The following is a 21,746-nucleotide window of genomic DNA, read 5'->3' on the forward strand; positions in this document are numbered from 1 at the left end:
TTGGCCGCTTCATATGGTGTTTTCTAGATTGGAGGCGTGAACATGGCTTTAATTAATGGACTTAAGTATTTATACAATTCTATTTTCCTCAATAACGATTTACTGATTAGCCGCTTGAGAAAATTGGGTGTTGCCATTGGGGACGATGTGACTTTTTACTGCCCCAAAGAAATGACGGTTGATATTCAAAATCCACATCTGATCACTATCGGTGACCATGTAAAGATTACGGGCCCATCTACAATCCTGACGCATGATTATTCTTGGGGAGTAATTAAAGGAAAAACTGGGGAGGTTTTAGGCAACCAAAAACATGTGACCATAGGTAACAACATTTTCATTGGTTGGGGTGCCACAATCTTGTGCGGTACGACAATCGAGGACAACGTGATCGTCGGTGCACACTCCGTCGTAAGTGGAAGGCTTGAACACGACTCTGTTTATGCAGGCGTTCCAGCAAAGAAGGTTTGCTCATTAGAGTGCTACCGTGAGAAGCGCGCGTCAGCTCAGCTGGAAGAGGCGAAAGACTACGTAGTCCGTTTTCGTCGCCGTTTCGGGCGCGATCCTCGTGCAGACGAAATGAGGGAGTATTTCTTTTTGTGGGCCACTCCTGATCGACTTAACGACAGCTATGTTTTTCAAATGAGCCTCATGGGGACTTACGATAAAAGCGAAGCGATTTTGGCAACCCCGAGACAATTTAATAGCTTTGAGCAGTTTCTTGCCTACTGCGACAATGCCGAAGTTGAGTAACTATGAATAAAAACAATAATGGCCCCGTTGTAACAGTTGTTGTTCCCGTCTATAACGTCGAAGCGGAGCTAAATAGGTGCGTTGAGAGCCTTGTGGGACAAACGTTCAGCGATCTTCAAATAATTCTTGTTGATGATGGATCAACAGACTTGAGTGGTGAGCTTTGTGATGCCTGGGCAGACAGAGATTCCCGCATCTGCGTTATACATAAGCAGAATGGCGGATTGTCCTCTGCCAGAAATGCCGGAATCGATATCGCTGAGGGTGAATACCTTGGTTTTGTTGATAGCGACGATTTTATCGAGCCCGATATGTACGAAACACTTTTGGCCGGAATGGTCGATGGTGAAGTGTCTATGGTCACTTGTGGTAGGTATGTTCATATGGGAGACACTGTTAGAAATGAATTTTCTACACCCGTAGTGATGAGGCTTACTTCCGCAGACGCTATGAAGGAGGCTTTACTCGGCAACATCATTGATGTGTCTGCGTGGGATAAGCTTTATCGTCGTGAGCTGTTTGATGAAATCCGCTATCCCTATGGACGCATAAGCGAGGATGCAGCCATTATTTTGCAACTGCTCGACCGCTGTAGCGATGTCGTTCATGTAGGGAAGTGTCTCTACCACTACGTGTTTCGCACCGGAAGCATTAGCAAGTCAACCTACAGCCATAAACAATTTGATGTTATGTATAACTGTCGGGAGATGACAGCTTGGGTAGAGAAAAACAAGCCTGATTTTTCTATGGACATCAACTCGTATTGCTGCGCACAAATGGCAGGAATGATTGAGTGCATGATTTGCTCCCCGGGAGCGAGAAAAGAATGGGGCGAGGATTACAGCGCCTATTGGGGCCTATTCCGTCATTGTTTCCAAAGCTACGTTACGCTTGGTGGGCACAAAAAAGTTGAAATTGCGCGCGTCTTTGCCACGCGTATGCATCTTTACCGCCTATTCTGGCTAGCCCGTCAGGTTAGAAACGGGGTTAAGCGCTATGTGTAATGATGCTGCAACCGTTTCCATTAAGCGAAAAACTCTTGCTGATGTCACCATCAAGGACATAGACATCGTGTTAGCGACCTTACTCTTTTTCGCTCCTACGGATGGCAGTGGCGGCGGAGCGTACTCGTTGGTTCGCTATGGCTTAATTGCGTATCTTGTCTTAAAGAACATTCTTTGTTGTAAGAGCATTCCAATTGTCATGATACTTCTTAGCGCATTCTCTGCGCTTATGGCGTACTCGACCTGGATTAATACCCATAGTCCGACTTGGTCCTTTTCCGGATTCATGTTTGGAATGGGAATCGTTGCCGTCATTCTCGTCTATGTTGATGCGTGCTGTCGCCTTTCCACCGAGATTGTTCTGAAACGCGTGCTCGTCATCTTTATTGTTGCGATCTTACTCAACGATTTAATGATGGTTGTCTTGCCCTACAATCGCTCTGATTCCAGTACGGTGTACCTAATCGGAAATAAGTTCATAGTATCCTACGCGCATTGTCTTCTTTCTGGTCTTATGCTCGTTTGCTACAGAGATAAGATTACTTTAAATCGCATGATCGTGATCATAGGCGCCTTTATGTCGTATTTTTCTGGCTCAAGCACAGGTGCCATGATGATGGTCGCTATGTTTGCTTTGACGTTTGTTCCCGCTAAAACTCGATTTGTTATCGCGAACCCTTTGTTTCTTGCAGCCTCTGTTGCTGTTTTGAATATTCTCATTTGGGGACAAGCAAATCTATTCCAAATGCCTGAGTTTCAGAATTTTGTAGTCAATGTTTTGCATAAGAATCCAAATATGACTGGACGTGAGCAGCTATACGCCGTCACTTTTGATCTGGTTGCAATGAAGCCTGTTTTCGGGTGGGGATACCTTACCGATATTTACCGAATCACTTTTGGCTACGGTAACGCGCAAAACGGATTGTTTCACCTTATAACCCAGTGTGGAATCTTGGGCACTACGGTCTATTTCGCAGGTTTGTTTACATCTCTTCTCGGAAAACCGGTTCAGAACAAAAGCCTTTTCGGCATTTACGCCTTTTTGCTTTGCATGGTTCTCGGTTCATCTGTGGAGATTAACCTTTCCTTCCAATTCGCTTTTGGCATTGCTTTGGTTTGCGGAGCTTTGCACGGTTTTGATGCTACGGAGAAATAATATGCTCGTTGGAATTATGACAATGCACCGAGTTCCCAATTACGGGTCTTTCTTGCAAGCCTATTCACTAAAAAGAATGATTGAATCCTTGGGTCATCAGGTGGTTTTCGTCGACTATCACATTGAGCCCGATATCTTGCATAAAGGGGACATAAAGGAAACCCTTCGATGCGAGATGAGACAAGTTGGACAGTGGTTTAAATCCTCATCATTGGGTCATTCAATAAAAAAGGCACTCAAGGGGGATGCTGTCTCATCGCGTTCCGTAATGTTTAGTTGCGATGATATGCTAGGAATCACAGATAGACGACACTACAACACGAAATGCGACGTCCTGGTCATAGGCAGCGATGAAGTGTTTAATTGCCTCCAGCTTGGTTCCAATATTGGTTACTCCCTTGAATTGTTTGGGAGGCGCGCCAATGCAGGTAAAGTAATAAGCTATGCCGCTTCGTTCGGCAATACGACGTATGAAAAACTTGACCACTATGGGGTGGCTAGGGAAATAGGGGATTGCCTTAATTGTTTCGAGGGGGTTTCAGTTCGTGACACGAATTCCGTTGACACTGTAAGTAGGCTTACGGGAAAAGCCCCAATCATGCATCTTGATCCTGTACTCGTCGGTGGAGTGGAGAACGAAGACTGGTCTCCCTGCAACGAGAGTGGATTCATGATTCTTTACGGCTACAGCTTCCGATTTACCGAGGATGAATGCAGAGAGGCTCTCGAATTTGCTCATTCCCACGGACTTGAACTCATCGCATTAGGTGAGGACCAGCCCGTGCGCGATCGCCATATTCGATGCCGCCCTGACCAGGTTTTACCATATTTTCGAGCAGCTGATTATGTGTTAACCGATACCTTTCATGGAAGCATATTTTCTATCGTTACCCATACGCCTTTTGTGACGATTCCCCGTGGAGACCGAAACGGCCAAGGAGGCAATGTCCAGAAACTAACGTCGCTTCTGGACGGACTCAACCTTTCTGATCGGCGACTTAGCTCAATTGATAAATTGGGCAAGGTTCTCGAAATCAAACCAGATTTCGAATCTTCAGACAAGATTCGAAGCTCTGAGTCGCTACGCTCGCTCAACTACCTGAGATCATATCTCTCAAATGGAGGCGTTGCCGAGTGATGAATAGGCAGATCAAACCGCTTCCAATATTACAGGGCAAGACCGCTTTTGCGATAAACCTTATCTCGCAAGTGTCTGTCATTGTTGCCCAGATGGTCATCAGCTTATTTTTGACCCCAATTGTCCTAGATAAAATGGGGGCAGAAGCCTATGGCTTTGTTGGTCTTGTTAACAACTTTGTAAGCTATGTGGCTGTAATTACTACTGCCTTAAATTCGCTAGCAGGTCGTTATATCACGATTGCGCACCATAGCGGGGACCAAGAGAGTGCGGAGTCCTATTATTCCTCCGTGTTTTTCGCAAACTGCGTAATGGCCGTCGCCGTGTTGGCTGGATCCGTTCTGCTTGCAGCAAATATCGAATCGGTCGTGTCGGTTTCGCCTGGGCTAGTTGAAGATCTCCAGCTTATGATTTTGTTGGCGTTTTTCAATTGTGCGCTTAGTCTTGTCGTTGTTGTTTTTGGAATTGCCGCATTTATCAAGAACCAGCTATACCTCAACTCCATTGCCCAGCTTGTGTCCTCCGTCATAAGGGCAATGTTGCTGTGTATTCTTTTTTTGACTGTAGCTCCACATATGTGGTATTACAGCGCCGCTGCAGTTGTCGCATCGGTTGCATTCCTTGCATTGCAGATTTGGACTACGAGACGTATTGCTCCAGAATACCGGGTGAAAGCGACCTGCTTTTCAATTCAAAGAGTGCTTGAAATTCTCAAAAGCGGCTTATGGGTCAGCATCGAGTCAATAAACAAGCTTTTGCTTACCGGTCTTGATTTGTGGATTTCGAATCTCTTTGTCGGTGCCTACCAGATGGGGATTTTATCAGTTGCTAAGACGATCCCCAATGCCTTGTTATCCGTTTCAAATAGTCTTTCCAGCCTTTTCTATCCCAAATGTGCCGAGCTTTATGCCAAAAAGAAAACTGACGAGCTTGTTAAACAGTTTGGCTTTGCAATGAGATTCACAGCCGCGGTCATGATTGTGCCGCTCGCGGGCTTTGTTGCATATGGTCTTCATTTTTATGAACTATGGCTTCCTGGACGAGACGTGTCAGAGCTCCTTCTGATTCAAAGACTATCTGTTCTGACTGTTGTCTCGTTACTCGCGAGCGCGCTCGTTGAGCCTCTTTACTATGCCAATACCCTTACTAATAAGATAAAGGGGTCGGTTCTTATTACTTTAGGCTTCAGCTTACTCGTCTTCGCAATTGAATTGTCCCTTCTGCTATTTACAGAGCTTGAAGGCCTCTTTGTAATCGCTTCCGTCAGTTCCGTTGTCATGACGTTTAGACATTGTTTTGTACAGCCCGTTTATGCTGCTCATGTGTTGGGTCTGCGTGGATCGAGTTTCTATAAACCACTTGGTAAAGAAGCTGTAGGGCTTTTCGTTGTTCTCGCAACATTTGCAATTCTTTCGAAAGCGTTGCCGTTTTCTTCCTGGGCGTGCTTTCTGATTTCTTGTCTTATTTCTGCAGCAATCGGTTATACGGAGCTATCCCTCCTTCTACTCGATAGGGAAGAGCGACGTAAGGCTTTTGGAATGTTATTGGTTAGGAGGCGTTAGGTTGCAAGACGAACTTCCATCGAACTCTTTCGACGCGCTGTTCGCAAAAGCACGTTGTGCTGTGGCACTTCAGGACTCTGATTCGAAAAGCCTTGAGCTTTCCGCTTCTGGTGGCGCTTTTGCTTTGTTTGCTCGCTCTGTTCTTCGTGTTGGTGGTGCCGTTTTTGGAGCTTCCCTTATCGACAACGGCACTGTCCGTCATATTTGCATAAAGCGGATCGATGACTTGTATAAACTGCAAGGATCTAAATACGTTAAGAGCAACGTTGCAGATACATATGAAGAGTGTGCCCACCTTCTTTGCAAGAATACCGTAGTGCTATATTCCGGTACGCCATGCCAGATAGCGGGACTTCGAAAATATCTTGAAAAAACAGTTCCAAAGCAAGTCATTGCAAATAACTTGCTTTGCGTCGATCTCATCTGTCACGGAACACCTAAGCAGGAGATTTTTGCTGCATATCTTGAATGGCTTGCCACGAAGAGCAAAACCGATGACGGCATCCATGGCTATTCTTTTAGAAGCAAAAAGATGGGGTGGGGACTAAATTATTATTACTACTTCTATCGTCGAGGTAGAAAACACGAGGTGCTGGGGCCCGCCCGTGATGACCCATATTTCGCAGCCTTTACGAAAGGGGTCATCTATCGGAGGTGTTGTTACAAATGTCCCTTTGCAAGACTTGAACGCGTTGGAGACATCACGATAGGAGATTATTGGGGCATCGACTCCGTTCATCCCGGTTTTTCTGACGGAAGAGGCGTTTCCGCGGTCCTGATAAACACTAGTAATGGCGAGCGCTTCTTTAATGAGTGCTGTGCCGATGAATGTAAGTGGATTAAATCAACCGTTGAAAGCATTGCTGCCAATAACTCAAATCTCGTCAAGCCAGCCTCTCGTTCTGCTGATGATGAGAGGCTGGCCGATGAGGTCGAAAGAGCGATTTCTACTGGTGACCACAAGCTGGCATTCGAAAGGCTGCTGGCTCCAAAGATTAGCTTGATGGCAAGAATTAGGCGAATGCTTCCCTGGAAGCTTGTTCGTTTGGTTTGCGGGCATGGACGGTAACTGCTTTTCATTTAGACGCTTGTAGTGCAAAGCCCACTCATACAACTAACCCTAAGTGGAAATATCGACAGGCAGCTCATTCGTTACTGTCCTTAACAATTTTTAATCGAAGGCGAAAGGTATTTATTCATGTATTACATCAACGAGAGGCTAGTTAACCTCCACCGCATTTTTGACCAGAACAAGCGCGAGGGTTACCTCAGACTTGACCTGAACGAGAACCCCGAGGGGCTATCTCAAGAGTTCATCGACGGAGTTCTTTCGGGTGTGACACCCGAAATGGTAGCCCAGTACCCGGAGACACTTGAGTTTACCGAATTCCTCGCTGAAAGACTTGGTACGGACATCGAGCACCTTTCGCTTGTTAACGGGTCTTCCGAGGGCATTCGTAACATCATTGAGGCCTTCACTGCGCCCAGCGGCGAGATCGTTTGTGTATCACCATCTTACGCGATGTTCGAGGTCTACTCGAAGATGTATGGGCGCAATTTTGTGCCGGTCCCTTATAGGGATGACCTAACTATCACGGTGGATGATGTGATCTCCAAAATCAGCGATGACACGCAGCTGTTAATTCTTGTTAATCCGAATAACCCCATGGGCAATGCCTGGAGCGAGACCGAGATGACGCGCTTTTTCGAGGAAGCGGAACGCCGTCAGATTACCGTCCTCGTTGATGAGGCATACCATTATTTCTGCCCCGAGACTTCCATCGGATACGCCCTCACTCATGATCACGTATTTGTAACCCGCACCTTTTCCAAGCTATTCTCGCTTGCTGGAGCTCGTTTAGGCTATGTAGCAGGATGGCCTGAGGGAGTTGCTCTCGTACAGAAGCTGAATACTCCCCACAATGTAAATATGTTTGCCATGCTCTTTGCAAAGAAAATCATGGAAACCGAAGGCATGCTCGATTCCATGATCGAGAATCAGCTTGCCGGCAAACAGTGGCTCGTTGAGCAACTTGACCGTAATGGCTATGAATATCGAAGCAGCGAAGGCAATTTCATGTTCATTAAGCCGTTTAGCGACGCTTCTGAAATCGTTCGCCGCATGAAGGCCGAGAAGGGCATCCTCATTAAAGAGTATGACGGTATTGGCACTTTCGGCAGCTGCCTGAGGGTTACCACTGGCCCTAAGCTTTCGATGGAGCGATTCATGGAAGCGCTGATTGAGCTGGATAAGGCCTAAACATGACTAAGGTCATAACCTACGGCACCTACGACCATCTCCATCGCGGGCATGTCCGCCTGTTGGAGCGCGCCAAGGCCTTAGGCGACTATCTAATCGTTGGCGTTACGTCGGATGACTTTGACAAACAACGCGGCAAGATTAACGTTCAACAATCGCTTGAAGAACGCATCGCAGCAGTGCGTTCAACCGGGCTTGCGAACAAGATTGTTGTCGAAGAGTACGAAGGCCAGAAAATCGACGACATCAAGCGCTATGGGGTCGATATCTTTACTGTGGGATCGGATTGGGAGGGCCAATTCGATTATCTGAATGAGTACTGCAAGGTTGTGTACCTCGAGCGAACCAGTGGTGTATCTTCTACGGAAATCCGAAGTTCGGTTAAACTTCGCTGCGGTTTAGTTGGATATACCGACTATATGAATCGCGTTTTTGCTGAATGCGGTTTGGTAAATGGTCTCGAGGTTGTCGGTATTTGTGTTGAAGATCGCAGCTTGCTAGATGAGGGTCCACTTGGAGCCAAGCTTGTAACGGATGATTACGGTAAGTTACTGAATGCGGTCGACATTGTGTATATTCACTCGCATCCTGATCGGCATTATGAACAGGTGAAACGAGCCTTAAATGCCGGCAAGCATGTGATGTGCGAAGCGCCTATCGCAAAGAGCGCTAAGGAATGCAGCGAGCTTTTCGCATTAGCCGACGAGCGAGGCCTTGTGTTGATGGACTCGCTGCGCACGGCATATTCAACCGCCTACGCACGCATGCTGTTGTTGGTTACCGGTGGACGTATTGGCGAGGTCGTTTCAGTCGATGCTACTATAACCAATCTTAAGACCAATCGTGCTCCTTTTGATACGCGTCGCGACACTGCTTGGAGCAGCATGACGGCATGGGGCCCGACGGCATTATTGCCAATCTTCCAGATACTAGGTACTAAACCTAACTCGGTACGCATTTCGTCCTTGTGCGAAAAAAACGACAAGACTTTTGATGAGTTCTCGAGGCTTGACGTTGAGTTTCCAAACGCCGTGGCAACAGCAAAGGTTGGCTCAGGCGCTAAGTCTGAGGGCAGTCTAGTTGTATCGGGCACAAAGGGCTACATATATGTTCCTGCGCCCTGGTGGAAGACTGATTATTTCGAAATCCGCTACGAGGACCCAGCCGATAACAGACGCTATTTCTATCAGCTAGACGGTGAAGGTATTCGCTTTGAATGGGTTTCTTTCCTAAGAATGATCGCCGATGTCGAAAAGGGCACCACAGGTGAAGAGGCACTTCGCCGCGAAGGCGGCATTGATCGCGATATCACCAAAGCCACCTGTGAAGTTATAGGTGAATTCGAACGCGGCGAGAGCGTAAAGTACTTAGAGTTTATAAGGTAATCATGGTTTCAGCTTTTCAGCTGGCAAAATATCGTTGAGTGCTATGTATTCCCTTGGGACATTCAATGATGTCTGGCGAGAGCGTTCTGAATCTTTGGCGAAAACTCAATTCTAGCTATTAAAATAATCACCAGGAATGAGTGCGCTGGTTAAATGTAATGCGCTCCTTCCTCTATATAAAGCAATTTGCAGCCACTCCATAAGCTAAGACGCTTCTGATTAATTCTCGGTCGCGAGTGCCTACTGTCTTACGATTAATCAAACCACATTATTCCTCACGCGAGCTCCATCTAGGGCGCCATGAAGTGTGTGAAGGCCAAGGGCGTGCCCGTGGTGGTCTACGGGCCCACGCTGGGCGCGCCGGAGTTCTTCGGCTCCGAGGTGACCACGGCCTTGAGTCCTTCAAGGCCGGCTGCAATGCGATCGTCGCCAACCGCAGGAGCGACGAGCTCGCAGATGTTTCAGAAATGGTTTATACAAGGGACTTATTTAAACGCGATTAGCTGAAAGGAGATAATTGAAAAGAATATTCATTTCAAAAATGATGGCCGCCTGAAGCTGCTGATCGTCGTGGGCACCCGCCCCGAGGTCATCCGCCTGTCCGAGGTCATCAAGAAGTGCCGCCGCCACTTCGACTGCCTGCTGGCGCACACCGGGTAGAACTACGACTACACGCTCAACGGCATCTTCTTCCGCGACTTGTCGCTGGACGCCGTGGGCGCCGACCTGGGCGAGACCGTGGGCAACATCATCGCCGCGAGCTATAAGCTCATGGTTGAGGTAAAGCCCGACGCGCTTCTCATCCTGGGCGACACCAACAGCTGCCTTTCCGCCATCGCGGCCAAGAGGCTCCACATCCCCATCTTCCACATGGAGGCGGGCAACCGCTGCAAGGACGAGTGCCTGCCCGAGGAGACCAACCGACGCATCGTCGACGTGATCTCCGACGTCGACCTTGCCTACTCCGAGCACGCACGCCGCTACCTCAAGGACACCGGCTGCGCACCCGAGCGCACCTACGTCACGGGCTCGCCCATGGCTGAGGTGTTGCGCGCCAACCTTGATAAGATCGAGGCGTCCGATATCCTCTCCGAGCTCGGACTGGAGCCCAGGCGCTACATGTTGCTGTCGGCACACCGCGAGGAGGACATCGACACCGAGGCGAACTTCACGAGCCTGTTCACCGCGGTCAACGCGCTGGCCGAGAAATACGACATGCCGATCCTGTACTCCTGCCACCCGCGCTCCCGCAAGCGCCTAGAGGCCACCGGCTTCCAGCTGGACCCGCGCGTGCGCATGCACGAGCCCATGGGGTTCCACGACTACAACTGCCTGCAGATGAACGCCTTCGCGGTGGTCTCCGACTCCTGCACCCTGCCCGAGGAGTCCAGCTTCTTCGCGAGCGTCGGCCGCCCGTTCCCGGCGGTGTGCATCCGTACCTCCACCGAGCGCCCGGAGGCGCTGGACAAGGCGTGCTTCACGCTTGCAGGCATCTCCGAGAGGGGCCTTCTGCAAGCTGTCCATACGGCCGTCGAGCTCGACGCGGAGGGGTCGCTCCCCGAGGCGCCCGTTCCCGACTACGCCGACGAGACCGTGTCCACCAAGGTGGTCAAGATCATCCAGAGCTACACCGGCGTTGTGGACAAGATGGTGTGGAGGAAAAGCTTATAGAACAGCCGACATTTGGTGCGGCATATGTAACCTGCCTGGTTTTCTTCCAGTGTTAACAAGCTATATATAATTGTTTAATTGACCTCTTGTAGTCTTTCTGTTCTACAAGAGGTCAATTTGATTATCGTCCGGAAGGGATTTGGAATATGGACGAGAAACCTTTACCTGTAACAGATTCGGTATTTTTCCCATACTATGTAAACCAAAATAGACTGTTGGATATTTACGCAATTCTAAATAGGGGCTTTTCTGAATACGAAGAGATTAAAGAAGAATCGTCTTCAGGAAAATCTTCCTCAAAAAGAGGGGGCGCTGGAGTTGGTTTTAAGATTTTTAAACTTGGGATAACAGCCGAAGCGGAGCTTAATAAGAATTCTGGAAATTCGAGTTCTAAGGAATCAAAGTTGGTCCAGACCACAACTTCAATGTTGAGCATGGTGGTCGAGCAGCTGTCCCAACATAAGTTCTTAAAAGAGATTTTGATGTCTCAACCTGGAGACTTTGTCTGCATTCCGGTCAATCTTAAGATCAATTCCATTAAAGGTCTCGTTGATGAAGCGATTGAAATAACTGAGCTCAGCCAAAAAATGCAAGAGGTAGGCGGGACTAAGCTCAAGGGATCAAACAATGCTAATTCAGCTTCATTGAAAAAAATCGGAGCTGTCACCAAAGAGTTATTTTCCGCAGAAGAGATAGTTTCGGAAAACGAAGCTTATGCCGTAATTGGTACGATAACCGACCAAAATCTATATCAAGCTATTCGGCAGGATATTATAGATATTGATCTGACCTGTTTGGCACAAATCAAACGAGTGTTTCCAGACGGAACCCAATTAATGAAAAATACTGTATTTACCAAAATTATGGACACCGCCAGCAAAGAGGCGCTTATAAAGTCAGTGGCAGCCTTAAATTCTGGACCACTTAAATGTGATTCAGTGGCGATAATGGAGATTAGTGGCAAGCCTGTTTATCAACTTGAAGTTGTTGCGCTTTACCAAGAATCGCATCCATCGGTATAGCCGCACAACTCGAATAGCTAGTTGAGAGCAAGGCTATATTTAACTCTAATATGAGTATTTGCTCGCTTGAGCACTGCTGAATATCGCGAAACGGCACCGCCGATATCGCGCCTGGGCACCGGGGCCGACACTGCCCCCGGTGCCTTTTTATTGCTATCGGCCTATCCGCGGCGCTGCCGCATGTTGGTCTCGCCCATGTCGACCCAGACCGCGTTGTGCACGATCCTGTCCATGATGGCGTCGGCATGCACCCCGCCACCGAGCCTCGGGTGCCAGTCCTTCTTCTTGAGCTGCGTGCAGAAGACGGTCGAGGCGGTGCCGTACCTCAGCTCCATCAGCTCCAGCAGCATCGACCTGAACTATGTGTCCGGCTTGTCCAGCAGCCACTCGCCCCCTCGTGGCCACCAGTACGTTCTGGACACTGTGCTTCGAGACGCGGGCGGTGCGGGCGATCGCGTTCTGCGGCAGACCGTTCACCGACCTCAGCCTCAGGACCTCCCTGGTCCTATCCTTCTCGCCATTTGGAACCTCCTCGTTCTCTGGACTGCATGGCAGCCCGAGCGTAACGGGGATGGCCGGGGACGTTTATTGGCGGTGCCGAACGGCAATATTCGGCTGGGTGGACGGCGGTGCCGATGCGCAATATAGGTGGTGTCGAAAGGGCCTGGGACTCACTAATAATCTCAAGCATGCCGGCAAGCCGAAGCCAGTCGCGGACGTCAACCGCCTGACGACGAAGTCCAACTCCGACAACTTCCGCGCTAGCTCCATCCAGGGCGTCATGAAACGCGTGAAGGCCAAGGGCGTGCCCGTGGTGGTCTACGAGCCCACGCTGGACGCGCCGGAGTTCTTCGGCTCCGAGGTGACCCACGACCTGGAGGCCTTCAAGGCCGGCTGCGACGTGATCGTGGCCAACCGCTGGAGCGACGAGCTCGCGGACGTTGCGGACAAGGTGTACACGAGGGATCTGTTTAAGAGGGACTAGGGGAGAGGTGTACTCCCAGGATCTGGTGATATACAAAAATCGAATCTAGAGGGAGGCCGTATCAGCGTTGGCTGATACGGCCTCCTTTGATGTAACTCTGTTCCTAAAAACAAAACATGTGTTCGATTTGAAACTACATGAAGGAAGATCAATGCAGAATGCAAGCTACAATAGCAAACGAGTATTGGACTCGAGTCTAGCGGAGGATTATGGCGTTCCAAGATATCCTTGCTGCGATTGATATCGTCACGGGGCCTGACCCGGCCCATTCTATCCTGGCGTTTTCGATTGTCGTCGGGCTGTTTTTGCTGTGGTTGCGTAAGCAGGCTTTGGCGCGGTTTTACAAGGCCGGTATCTATGTTGCAGCACTGGCGTCCGATGCATTGTTTGCATCGGTAAAGCTTAGCCTTTTATGGTTGGCGGGTGTGGCATCGCCCTTTCTCGCGTTGAGTCTGTTCGCTCTTCTCGTCAACTATTTTTGGTGTGCGCAGCAGCTCGATGACATAGTGGACAAGGCGGATCCCTCTCTTCCCGAATGCGACTATGTAGCTGCCTTCAGGCTGATGAACTCGGTTGACCGTGATCGACTGTCCAGAATGCAGCTCACCTGCCTCGACAAGGATAGGATTTTCTGCAACATCTACTTGGGAAACAACGGCGTTGCGAAAAGAATGCTTGAGAACGAAAACTTAGAGCCGGCTTTCAGGCATTTCGCCCTCCATATTATCGCGGACGCCGCTTGCGATCGTGCTGGGTCGCAAGCGGAGCTCGAAAGCGCCTTGGCCGAGAAAACCGACAAGACAGACCCTTTCATCACGGTCCAGCTTTGGCACAACCGCGCGATTAGCTATGTCGTGAACGGTCAGTTCAAAGTCGCCGACGACGAGTTCAAGAAGACGTATCGCGAAGCTAAGCGTCTGGGCGTTCGGAATAAGTCGTTCCTCTTGCTGCTGTTTGAGAACGCAGCATTGAATAAAACGAAAATCGGCTTGCCTGATGGCGGCGTTAAAGAAGGGTGGGGGTTGATTGAGGAATGCGAAAAGGCGCTTGCTCCGATTGGCCCCAACGATTTTGGGCAGCTCTTCAATCTGCGGCTTCTTTTCATGAGGCAGATAGGGACAAGTATCGAGGACAGGAACAAGCTGTATTTGGTCGAGGTCAAAAACACCCTCAGCAATGCCTCCCTTTCCGAGCAACAGCGCGTCGTCGCTATGGCGAGCCTGGGCAGAATCGCGTGGTCCGACGGGCTCGATCCCGCACCCGTGCTCAATTTCTTCGCTCGATGCGATCGGTTTTTGTGCGTAAGCGACCCCGATGCACGCTACTATGCCCATAAGAACCTGAGTGCGATGCTTTCGGGCTTGGCGGTGAATGACCGCTTCCCAAATACTTTGGCTGAGAGCGTAATGCGGTATTTCAAGGATGGGGACGCGGAGCATGACTTGGATGTGATGGAGGATGGCCTTCCTCCCGAGGCGATTCTGCGGCGCTCCCAAGTGCTGCGAGAACGCGCTGCCCTAGCCTTAATGGTTGGAGAGAGCGTTGAGCGCGCCGTGTCGTACACTGATGAGGCTATAGGCCTCCTTGAGAGAAGCCTGCAGGTTATGGCGGCGCTCGAGTGTCGATGGCAGCTTGCCCGGCTGACACTGTACGACAAACCCGAGGTGGCGAAATTGCAGCTCTCGATTGCCGAAGAGCGCCTCGCCGCGCTCAATAAGCAACCGTCCCTCGGATATCCCTATTTCGAGATGAGCCTGTGCTACGCCTTGCTTGGTATGCGTGCGGAGTGCAGGGCCGCATATGAAAGGGCCGCCGGCTTCGAGACTCCGATGGGCCATTACGCGCCCGGCATTCGGATTAACAGGACCGCCGCCGCCTTCTGTGCCAGGTTCTACATACTTACGGAAATGCTTGGAAATCCCGAAGAGGTTTGCCCCTTGCTTAAAACTCGAGAGGGCAGGGCGTGGCTGTCTCACTATCCGAAGGTCTCTTCCCTGTCGAAAACGCTTCTTTGCGGGAAATTTCTTGGGTATGGGGATTTCGTGCCCGCTATGACGAGGCTATTCTTGGATGAGGCGGGGAAGCTATATGCCGAAACATGGCTCGTTGTCCAAGAGATCGGACTCGCGTTTGATCTCGATTCCAGAAAGCCCGGCGAAGAGTATGGGCTGGTTTTCGAAATCCAAAGGCACCCACTGATTGCCGATGGCGATGCCCTTGCAAGGGTGGCCGCGCGGCGCGGGCATACTGTGCTCGATGCGAGGTTGAACCAGTGCAACAAAGACCTTCTCGGGGCCGATGACGCAACCGCCGTATTCGATGTGCTGGATGCCTTGGGCATATTGGCCGAAGGGCGCGTGCCCACATTGGAAGACATCATGAAGAGCTACCTTGAAAGCTGTGTCGACGTTCCCGCCGGCGGTTGAGACGCCTCTGCCGAGGGGTAGCTTCGTCCTGCCGCGCTTCACAAAACGTTTCACAAAGTTCTCTTCGCTGGCCTAGTTTTCAACACGTAGCGCTGTAATGGCCCTGCCTGATTTATCCATCTAGCCCCTTGGAACTGCGGAGGAAATCCTGGACCAAAAGAGGACCGGCAGGATCATACGGATTTACAGCGCAGAACAAAAGGCGAAAGCCAACGAGACGTTCGCCGGTTTCGGATGCAGCACGGCCGACACCATAGCAGAGCTCGGCTAACCCAGCCGTGTCACACCCCACAACCGGCGGAAGGAATACCAGCTCGGCGGCGATGAGTTCCTGGAAGGGGAGCATCGCAGGCCGAGGTATTCCGATGAGGAGAAGCGGAATGCGGTCGATCACTACTCGGGGCACGGGAAAAGTCTGGCGCGCACGATAGGGGCCATGGGATACCCGAGCCGCAAGGTGCTCTCCAGCTGGGTTGATGAGCGCACCCTGGTAATCTGCGCTGTGTGCGAGAAGGAGTGATATGGAGGTTACGCAGACGACTCCTTCAACACCCCGCTCGCGCAACGAGCGCAGAAACGTCAACCATCCGGCATAGGACTCCGTGTCAACGGCATCGAGCCCGAGCGATCGTCACCGCCATCTAAGCAGGCGCCGATGGCGGTGACGATCGCGCACGAGGAGGCGTGGCCCGGATCTCTGCATTTAATGCGGATCGCATCGTGCCAGACGTAGGGAAAGGCCGTATCAGAGAGGCCCCTGGTCTGCATGTCCTCAACGATCGCGTCGGACAACTCGCAGATCCTCGACACTTGGCTCGCGCTCATGCGGTCCACCTCGAGGGCAGAGGCGAGCCATATCCTGCGCGCGGTGTGGCGATGCTTACGCCACTGCCTCGAGCCCTCGTCTAGCCGTGCGCAAAACACACCCCGGTAGGCGTTGAGCAACCTGTCGCCCCGCCTGCGCACCAGGATGGGTGGCGTGAGGTCGGGCTCTTCAGCTTGGTGTACACCGTGTTACGCGACACGCCCGTTTTTCAGGCATTCTCGGATATCGAGTCGACCCGCTTCCTCATCTGCCGTATAGAATGAACCGTGGACATGCTGATCACACCTTTCCGACCTCCCTGGTTGATATTTCTAGGCAGCAACCAAGGTAGTCGATTGTGATGGTTGGCGTGCCTGCCTTTGTGCCCTAAATGGTCAAGCCGAAGTGTTCAGTTTTCCGCTACCACAGACAGCAAGGCGCTGAATGCTGGCACGCATGTCGGTGGAATGTCGTGACATGAGCACACGGTCGGGGGTGGTGAACGAGTTCACAACGACATCGCCGCACTTGGCAGCCGAGGCTACCGCGCTATCCGAAGCGCTGCTCACCACTGGCACGATGCCCTTTGCATCCGCCAGGCCGTAACTGGCGATCTCGAGCCAATCCATCGTGGCGGCATTCCTGCATGGGAAGCGCCCGGGCCCCTCATCCCTGAACTTGGCCAGCCACCTGTAAAGGCAGGGCCTGCTTACGTGGTTGAGCCTACACCAGTCCCACACACATACTGGACGAGAGGCAGCGTTCGATGTGATCTGCCCACATGTTCCTGTGTTCTATGTTTGCCCGCGTCATCGCAACCTCCTGTTGAATAAGGCGTTGCGATAGTTTTGCCCAAAGCTTATCAGGGTGTTAAGACGCGGCTGTTTTGGTGTTTACACTAAAATCATAAAAGTCATATCATTTCATTAGTTTATTCATCTTTGGATGGAGGAAGAATGCCAACTAACAGCCAGATTCTGATAGATGGATTCATTTCGGACGAATTCTCTAAGCAGGCTGAGTATAGTTCTAAAGGGGACTACTTTGAACTGTTGGCCTCTTCTCGATACATGGCTCCATACGACCTTGACGACGATGAGATAGCGGAAGGGCTCATTGGAGGGTCGCGAGACGGGGGCTGCGATGCGATCTACATCTTTGCCAACAATAATTTCTTGAGTGAGGACGTCCAGATTAAAGACTACATCAATCGTGGATCAAGGGTTGAAATAGTTATTCTTCAGACCAAGGTTTCAAAATCATTCAAAGAAGACGTGTTCTTGAAGTGGAAGGACACCTGTAATGACCTTCTAACATTCGGTATAAATTTAAATGAATTCAATGATAAATATTCCGAACGTGTTATCGATACTTTTAGAAGAATAAGAGAAGCGATTCAAGCAGCAGCGATGGCCGGAAACGAAATCCGAATGAAGTTCGTGTACATCGCGAATGCGGATTCACCATCGGACGGCGTTAAGATTCAGAAAGAGCAGCTTCCGGCCGCCATTGACGAAATCGTCGGCGTAAGCCGATTTAGCTCTTCGTGCGTTTTAGTTGGAGCAGACGAATTGATGCGCATCTGGTCGCCTCCCGCAGAGAGCGGGCTTGTTATGCGTTTTTCGGGGTCCTATGCGTCGGTTCCTCAGAGAACGGACGTCTTTGGCCTGGTGTCTTTGTCGGATTACTACCGCTTCCTCACTGACGACCAGGGGCAGCTCCGTAGCTATCTTTTCGAGGCGAACGTCAGAGATTACGAGGGAAATGTTTCAGTCAACAAAGGAATCAGGGAAACGTTGGAGCATCCTAGCGAAGACGATTTCTGGTGGCTCAACAACGGAGTAACGATACTGGCTTCTGAAGCCTATCAAATAGCAGGAGCAGAAGTGAAAATGGAAGAGCCTCGCATCGTTAATGGACTTCAAACGTCATATGAAATATACAAATTTATGGAGTCTCGTACGGAAGACGCCGAAGATTCCAGAAATGTGATGGTAAAAATCCTTGTGCCCGGAAGCGATGAGACCAGAAACAGAGTGATACTGGCGACGAACAACCAAACTCAGGTGAAAAAGACATCGCTTCGCGCTACTGACCAAATCCATATTCAAATCGAACTCTACATGAAAAGAAATGGGTTGTATTACGAAAGGCGGAAGAACTATTACAAAAACCAGGGGAGGAAGAGGGAGGAGATCGTAACCCTCTCCTTTCTTGCGCAATGCATGATGTCGATACTTCTCGGCAGACCGGATCAGGCAAGAGCAAGACCGTCGACGCTTTTGTCTGACGAGGCTCAGTATAAGAAAATATTTGGGCAGGATGGCAACCTTGAGGCTTACTACAGAGCCGCTAGCCTTGGAAAACAGGTTTGCTTGAGGTTTCCGCAAATTAAGAGAGACTTAGAAGGGTCCCAAATAAGCGACATACGATTTTACGTGATAATGGGCGTTGCTTCCATCTTGTCCAAAAAAGATAACCTGACGTTCGGTGACATAGAGAAACTCGACCTTGACAAGCTGTCGGATGAAATTATTCAAGAAGTTGCGGACATGGTTTTGGATGTTTATCTGGCCCTTGGCGGAACATCCAAAACCGCTAAGTCCTACGCCATGGCAACCAAAGTCAAGGAAAAGATTTCGCTACAGTTACCTTAAGGTAATCCAAGGCTGCTCTCTAGAATGCTTTCAGCAGAGAGGTCCTTTTTGCAAAGGGCCTCTCTTTTTCCATTCGGTTCCGAACAGTTTGACGCTCACTGATCAGCCCGCATAGTCAGCCGCTTCGCTTTCAGCCCCAACCTTGATGCAAGCGTAGACGACGAGCGTGCACAGTCCCATGCCCATTCCAATCAGGTGCAGCAGGAAGGCCATTCTGCTCGCCTTCCTCTTCGCCTTCATGCGGCTTCTCGGGGGCGGACCCGTCCGGGCGGCACCCATGAGGCAACCGAGGGCATGTACAGGGCACAGGGGCAGTAGACCACTGTATGAATCTCACGTACATAGCACAACGGCAGGCCCGTGCATTGCAGACCGCTGCTGGCTGCAATGCACGGGGCTTTTGCAGGCCAATGGTTTGTAGTTAGTTTGTTGCTCTTTGGCAGCTTTGGCTCATAGCGGCCTTAAAAAAGCCACCATTGTTTTTGCGATTTCCAGCGTGATTCTGCTGTAGACATGTAGGATGCTTCAGTAGTACAGAGTCGAGCTCATTGACGAGTTCCGGCATCTCGCTTGTGGGCAAAACCCTCTCGAGCGAGTGGAGCATATTGCTTAAATCGCGCCCGCGCGGCCTTGCACAGCAAAGCCGATCGTCGCGCGCAAATGTTTCGAAAATCGACAAGAATCTCAATGACTTCAAGGAGGCTTTGAGGCTCCATTCTGTCCTCCTGCTTGCCAGACAGCTCCTGAATCGTACGGATGGAATGAGACCGCAACATCTTGTGCCTAGCAATGGCTCTAAAAACCACATTTTTAAAGCACGGTTGTTATAATGTCAGACACTAGAACATCTGTTTGGAAAGGCGGTTATATGACAAATAGCGCAGACTTTGAATCATTCTTGAAGGACATCAATCCCAGCAAGAGCACCATTGATGAAGCGAGTCGACTTCACCGAAATCTCAGGGACCATCTTAAGGCAAGTGAGACCTATGGGGCTATATGCAAGGACACATACCTCTCGGGTTCATACGCCAAGCAGACCTTCATACGACCGAAGAAAGATTCTGACAGCTGCGATATTGACGTCATCGTTGAGACAAACCACTCCATCAACGATTCCCCGTTTTGCGTCTTGCTCGAGCTCGAGGATGCGATACGTGAGCGCGAGTGCTACAAGAACGTCAGAGTGCAAACGCATTCCATCGGCATTGACATGGCAAACTTCCATCTCGATGTTGTCCCTTTGGTCAATGATGAAGACGGCCTTCTCTACATCGGTTCGAAAGACGATAGCGAATGGAGGCAGACGAATCCAAAAGAGCATCTCACTTGGTCGACTGAGGTTAACAAAGAGTTCAACGGGGATTACAAGCCTCTAGTGAAGATAATGAAGTGGTGGAGAAGGGAGAACTGCCCAAGTTTGGTGAAGTTCCCTAAGGGCATCACCCTTGAGAAGATGATCGCCGACAACCTCCCTGAAGCAGGGTTGTCAATCGAGGATTGCGTTATGCAGGTAATGGCAAACCTTGCGGTTGCATACGCTGATGAACTCGACTCGTACCAGGTTCCCTTCATTGAGGATCCAGCCATAGAGGGAAACAACCTTGCCGGAAAGTACTGCTATAACGATTTCGCCCAGTTCGTGTACAAACTCAACGAGCACCTCTCGCATCTTGCGGATGAGGGAACCGGCAACAGTGTCTGGAAGCAAATACTTGGAAACAACTTCCCATCGGGAGGCCCTTCGTGCGGAACCACGTCATCAGCTAAGTCAAAAAATCAACAGTACGCATTGTCTGTTCAGCACAGGCAACCGTTAGGCTTCCCCATGCAGGCTCGTAAGCCAAATGCAACAATTACGGCAACGGTCAAATTGCCTTCAGGAGAAATACGAGTACTCGAAAACGATGGCGCGCCCATACCGAAGGGCTCCACTATCATGTACAGAGTGAACTGTGGGCCGGTAAAAGATGGCAAGGTAAAGTGGCAGGTCACGAATACCGGCGATGAAGCTATGAAGGTTTGCCCTAGGGGTGGTTTCGAGCTCCCAAACATAGAAAAGACTTCCCGTCGCGAGGAGACGGCGTATACGGGAAAACACTATGTTCAATGTTTTGTAATTCGAAGGGGCTATTGCGTCCGTTGGAGCAACCCGTTCTTCATCAATGTTGAGTAGGTGTTAATCGATGGATATCAACAACGTAATCTCTGGCATTCTTTCTGTTGAAGGAACCATATCTCTCGTGCTCGAATTCATCGGATTCCTGTCGGTCATCGCAATGGTTATCGGAGCCTTCACGCGTCTCGGTAAAGCGGCGTGGCGCTTTGGCTTTGCGCTGTACGGCAAGAAGATAATGATTGTTGCGAATGACGAGGACTACCACGATCTCGAAGAGGATCTTTCCGACTCTGGTCTGATCAAGAGGAAGAACATACAACGCGTTTCGGATAAACATATATCCAAGGTAAAGGATGCGCTCCTGCTGATTGTGGTTTACGGATATTTAAACAAAGATGACTTTAGAGAGATTATCAACAGCAAGAGCTCTCGATGCGGCCTTATCGTTCACTGCCCGCCGGAAAAGGGCCGAATCGACGATGATGAGATGGGGCTCCTTAGCAAAACCGCATTTACCGCGCTTTGCAATTTCCGAGGCAGGTTAGTGAACGACGTTCTGCTCATGATGCTATCTACTTCATTCAAAAAGAGCGACCTGGAATAGGCTGATGTTGCAGGGTTTTTGGAACCCCGAAAACTGCACTTTCCGTATCTTTATGCCACGAAACCCCAATATCCTGGCATGAAATTAGACGACTATGACTGTTCGGCCCCCATCAATCTCAAGATAGATGGATATTCTGCCGAAGCTATAGCTTATACCAGCAAACTCGCTTTCGAAGCAGTTTTGCCTTGGTCACTAC

18 protein-coding genes are annotated in these 21,746 nt (G+C 50.1%); 15 read left to right on the forward strand and 3 right to left on the reverse strand.

Annotated features, from left to right (window positions below):
• Positions 1 to 42: 42 nt before the first annotated feature.
• From CHY22_RS01385 to CHY22_RS01435, 10 genes are all read left to right on the forward strand, one after another.
• Complete coding sequence (locus CHY22_RS01385) at positions 43 to 753, forward strand: acyltransferase (protein ID WP_199408771.1); 711 nt, start codon at positions 43 to 45, stop codon at positions 751 to 753.
• 2 nt (positions 754 to 755) lie between these two features.
• Positions 756 to 1,757: a glycosyltransferase family 2 protein gene (locus tag CHY22_RS01390; RefSeq protein WP_089571862.1), complete on the forward strand. Its 1,002-nt coding sequence runs from the start codon at positions 756 to 758 to the stop codon at positions 1,755 to 1,757.
• Positions 1,750 to 2,913, forward strand: coding sequence for an O-antigen ligase family protein (locus CHY22_RS01395; protein WP_089571863.1), 1,164 nt, complete (start codon positions 1,750 to 1,752; stop codon positions 2,911 to 2,913). The genes CHY22_RS01390 and CHY22_RS01395 overlap by 8 nt, the downstream gene beginning before the upstream one ends.
• A gap of 1 nt (position 2,914) precedes the next feature.
• Positions 2,915 to 4,051: a polysaccharide pyruvyl transferase family protein gene (locus tag CHY22_RS01400; protein ID WP_158551193.1), complete on the forward strand. Its 1,137-nt coding sequence runs from the start codon at positions 2,915 to 2,917 to the stop codon at positions 4,049 to 4,051.
• A complete protein-coding gene (locus CHY22_RS01405; RefSeq protein ID WP_089571867.1) occupies positions 4,051 to 5,613 on the forward strand; it encodes an oligosaccharide flippase family protein in 1,563 nt (520 codons plus the stop codon). Before CHY22_RS01400 ends, CHY22_RS01405 begins: the two co-directional genes overlap by 1 nt.
• 1 nt (position 5,614) lies before the next feature.
• The gene (locus tag CHY22_RS01410) at positions 5,615 to 6,682 is read left to right on the forward strand and encodes a Coenzyme F420 hydrogenase/dehydrogenase, beta subunit C-terminal domain (protein ID WP_158551192.1); all 1,068 of its coding nucleotides are present in this window, start codon (positions 5,615 to 5,617) and stop codon (positions 6,680 to 6,682) included.
• 129 nt (positions 6,683 to 6,811) lie between these two features.
• Positions 6,812 to 7,873 carry a histidinol-phosphate transaminase gene (locus CHY22_RS01415; RefSeq protein WP_089571871.1) on the forward strand — a complete coding sequence of 354 codons (1,062 nt, stop codon included), beginning with the start codon at positions 6,812 to 6,814 and terminating at the stop codon, positions 7,871 to 7,873.
• A gap of 2 nt (positions 7,874 to 7,875) precedes the next feature.
• Positions 7,876 to 9,258: a Gfo/Idh/MocA family oxidoreductase gene (locus CHY22_RS01420; protein WP_089571873.1), complete on the forward strand. Its 1,383-nt coding sequence runs from the start codon at positions 7,876 to 7,878 to the stop codon at positions 9,256 to 9,258.
• 699 nt (positions 9,259 to 9,957) lie between these two features.
• Entirely contained in the window at positions 9,958 to 10,929 is a 972-nt protein-coding gene (locus CHY22_RS01430; protein ID WP_281491810.1) for a UDP-N-acetylglucosamine 2-epimerase, read from the forward strand.
• Positions 10,930 to 11,075: 146 nt separating this feature from the next.
• Positions 11,076 to 11,951, forward strand: a complete 876-nt coding sequence (locus CHY22_RS01435) for a hypothetical protein (protein WP_143759192.1) — start codon at positions 11,076 to 11,078, stop codon at positions 11,949 to 11,951.
• A 161-nt stretch (positions 11,952 to 12,112) separates the two neighbouring features.
• Here the strand turns inward: CHY22_RS01435 and CHY22_RS10115 are convergent, their stop codons facing one another.
• Entirely contained in the window at positions 12,113 to 12,301 is a 189-nt protein-coding gene (locus CHY22_RS10115) for an ATP-binding protein (protein WP_199408770.1), read from the reverse strand.
• Positions 12,302 to 12,522: 221 nt separating this feature from the next.
• Here CHY22_RS10115 and CHY22_RS01445 point away from each other — a divergent pair, with 221 nt between their 5' ends.
• Positions 12,523 to 12,936, forward strand: coding sequence for a UDP binding domain-containing protein (locus CHY22_RS01445; RefSeq protein ID WP_199408769.1), 414 nt, complete (start codon positions 12,523 to 12,525; stop codon positions 12,934 to 12,936).
• Positions 12,937 to 13,145: 209 nt separating this feature from the next.
• Positions 13,146 to 15,362 (forward strand): hypothetical protein, encoded by a 2,217-nt coding sequence (locus CHY22_RS01450; RefSeq protein ID WP_089571877.1) that lies wholly within the window; start codon positions 13,146 to 13,148, stop codon positions 15,360 to 15,362.
• A 1,200-nt stretch (positions 15,363 to 16,562) separates the two neighbouring features.
• Here the strand turns inward: CHY22_RS01450 and CHY22_RS01460 are convergent.
• Positions 16,563 to 16,796 carry a hypothetical protein gene (locus CHY22_RS01460; protein ID WP_089571882.1) on the reverse strand — a complete coding sequence of 78 codons (234 nt, stop codon included), beginning with the start codon at positions 16,794 to 16,796 and terminating at the stop codon, positions 16,563 to 16,565.
• Positions 16,797 to 17,123: 327 nt separating this feature from the next.
• On the opposite strand from CHY22_RS01460, the gene CHY22_RS01465 reads away from it, so the two are divergent.
• Positions 17,124 to 18,824: an AIPR family protein gene (locus tag CHY22_RS01465; RefSeq protein WP_089571884.1), complete on the forward strand. Its 1,701-nt coding sequence runs from the start codon at positions 17,124 to 17,126 to the stop codon at positions 18,822 to 18,824.
• 102 nt (positions 18,825 to 18,926) lie between these two features.
• On the opposite strand, the gene CHY22_RS10035 is transcribed toward CHY22_RS01465, so the two are convergent.
• Positions 18,927 to 19,064, reverse strand: a complete 138-nt coding sequence (locus CHY22_RS10035) for a hypothetical protein (protein ID WP_158551191.1) — start codon at positions 19,062 to 19,064, stop codon at positions 18,927 to 18,929.
• Between the two features lie 628 nt (positions 19,065 to 19,692).
• Here CHY22_RS10035 and CHY22_RS01470 point away from each other — a divergent pair.
• Together CHY22_RS01470 and CHY22_RS01475 are read left to right on the forward strand one after the other, a co-directional pair.
• The gene (locus CHY22_RS01470; RefSeq protein WP_089571886.1) at positions 19,693 to 21,000 is read left to right on the forward strand and encodes a nucleotidyltransferase; all 1,308 of its coding nucleotides are present in this window, start codon (positions 19,693 to 19,695) and stop codon (positions 20,998 to 21,000) included.
• A 10-nt stretch (positions 21,001 to 21,010) separates the two neighbouring features.
• Positions 21,011 to 21,547, forward strand: coding sequence for a hypothetical protein (locus CHY22_RS01475; RefSeq protein WP_089571889.1), 537 nt, complete (start codon positions 21,011 to 21,013; stop codon positions 21,545 to 21,547).
• Positions 21,548 to 21,746: the final 199 nt, after the last annotated feature.

This window comes from Collinsella sp. TF06-26 (assembly GCF_002232035.1).
Lineage (GTDB): Bacteria > Actinomycetota > Coriobacteriia > Coriobacteriales > Coriobacteriaceae > Collinsella.

Excerpts from the sequence above, each read along its gene's own strand:
- CHY22_RS01475 (WP_089571889.1), top strand. The coding sequence starts at position 21,011 with ATGGATATCAACAACGTAATCTCTGGCATTCTTTCTGTTGAAGGAACC.
- CHY22_RS01420 (WP_089571873.1), top strand. The coding sequence starts at position 7,876 with ATGACTAAGGTCATAACCTACGGCACCTACGACCATCTCCATCGCGGG.
- CHY22_RS01390 (WP_089571862.1), top strand. The coding sequence starts at position 756 with ATGAATAAAAACAATAATGGCCCCGTTGTAACAGTTGTTGTTCCCGTC.
- CHY22_RS01405 (WP_089571867.1), top strand. The coding sequence starts at position 4,051 with ATGAATAGGCAGATCAAACCGCTTCCAATATTACAGGGCAAGACCGCT.
- CHY22_RS01435 (WP_143759192.1), top strand. The coding sequence starts at position 11,076 with ATGGACGAGAAACCTTTACCTGTAACAGATTCGGTATTTTTCCCATAC.
- CHY22_RS01400 (WP_158551193.1), top strand. The coding sequence starts at position 2,915 with ATGCTCGTTGGAATTATGACAATGCACCGAGTTCCCAATTACGGGTCT.
- CHY22_RS01395 (WP_089571863.1), top strand. The coding sequence starts at position 1,750 with ATGTGTAATGATGCTGCAACCGTTTCCATTAAGCGAAAAACTCTTGCT.
- CHY22_RS01385 (WP_199408771.1), top strand. The coding sequence starts at position 43 with ATGGCTTTAATTAATGGACTTAAGTATTTATACAATTCTATTTTCCTC.
- CHY22_RS10115 (WP_199408770.1), bottom strand. The coding sequence starts at position 12,301 with ATGCTGCTGGAGCTGATGGAGCTGAGGTACGGCACCGCCTCGACCGTC.
- CHY22_RS01450 (WP_089571877.1), top strand. The coding sequence starts at position 13,146 with ATGGCGTTCCAAGATATCCTTGCTGCGATTGATATCGTCACGGGGCCT.
- CHY22_RS01445 (WP_199408769.1), top strand. The coding sequence starts at position 12,523 with ATGGCCGGGGACGTTTATTGGCGGTGCCGAACGGCAATATTCGGCTGG.
- CHY22_RS01460 (WP_089571882.1), bottom strand. The coding sequence starts at position 16,796 with ATGGATTGGCTCGAGATCGCCAGTTACGGCCTGGCGGATGCAAAGGGC.
- CHY22_RS10035 (WP_158551191.1), bottom strand. The coding sequence starts at position 19,064 with ATGAAGGCGAAGAGGAAGGCGAGCAGAATGGCCTTCCTGCTGCACCTG.
- CHY22_RS01470 (WP_089571886.1), top strand. The coding sequence starts at position 19,693 with ATGACAAATAGCGCAGACTTTGAATCATTCTTGAAGGACATCAATCCC.
- CHY22_RS01415 (WP_089571871.1), top strand. The coding sequence starts at position 6,812 with ATGTATTACATCAACGAGAGGCTAGTTAACCTCCACCGCATTTTTGAC.
- CHY22_RS01465 (WP_089571884.1), top strand. The coding sequence starts at position 17,124 with ATGCCAACTAACAGCCAGATTCTGATAGATGGATTCATTTCGGACGAA.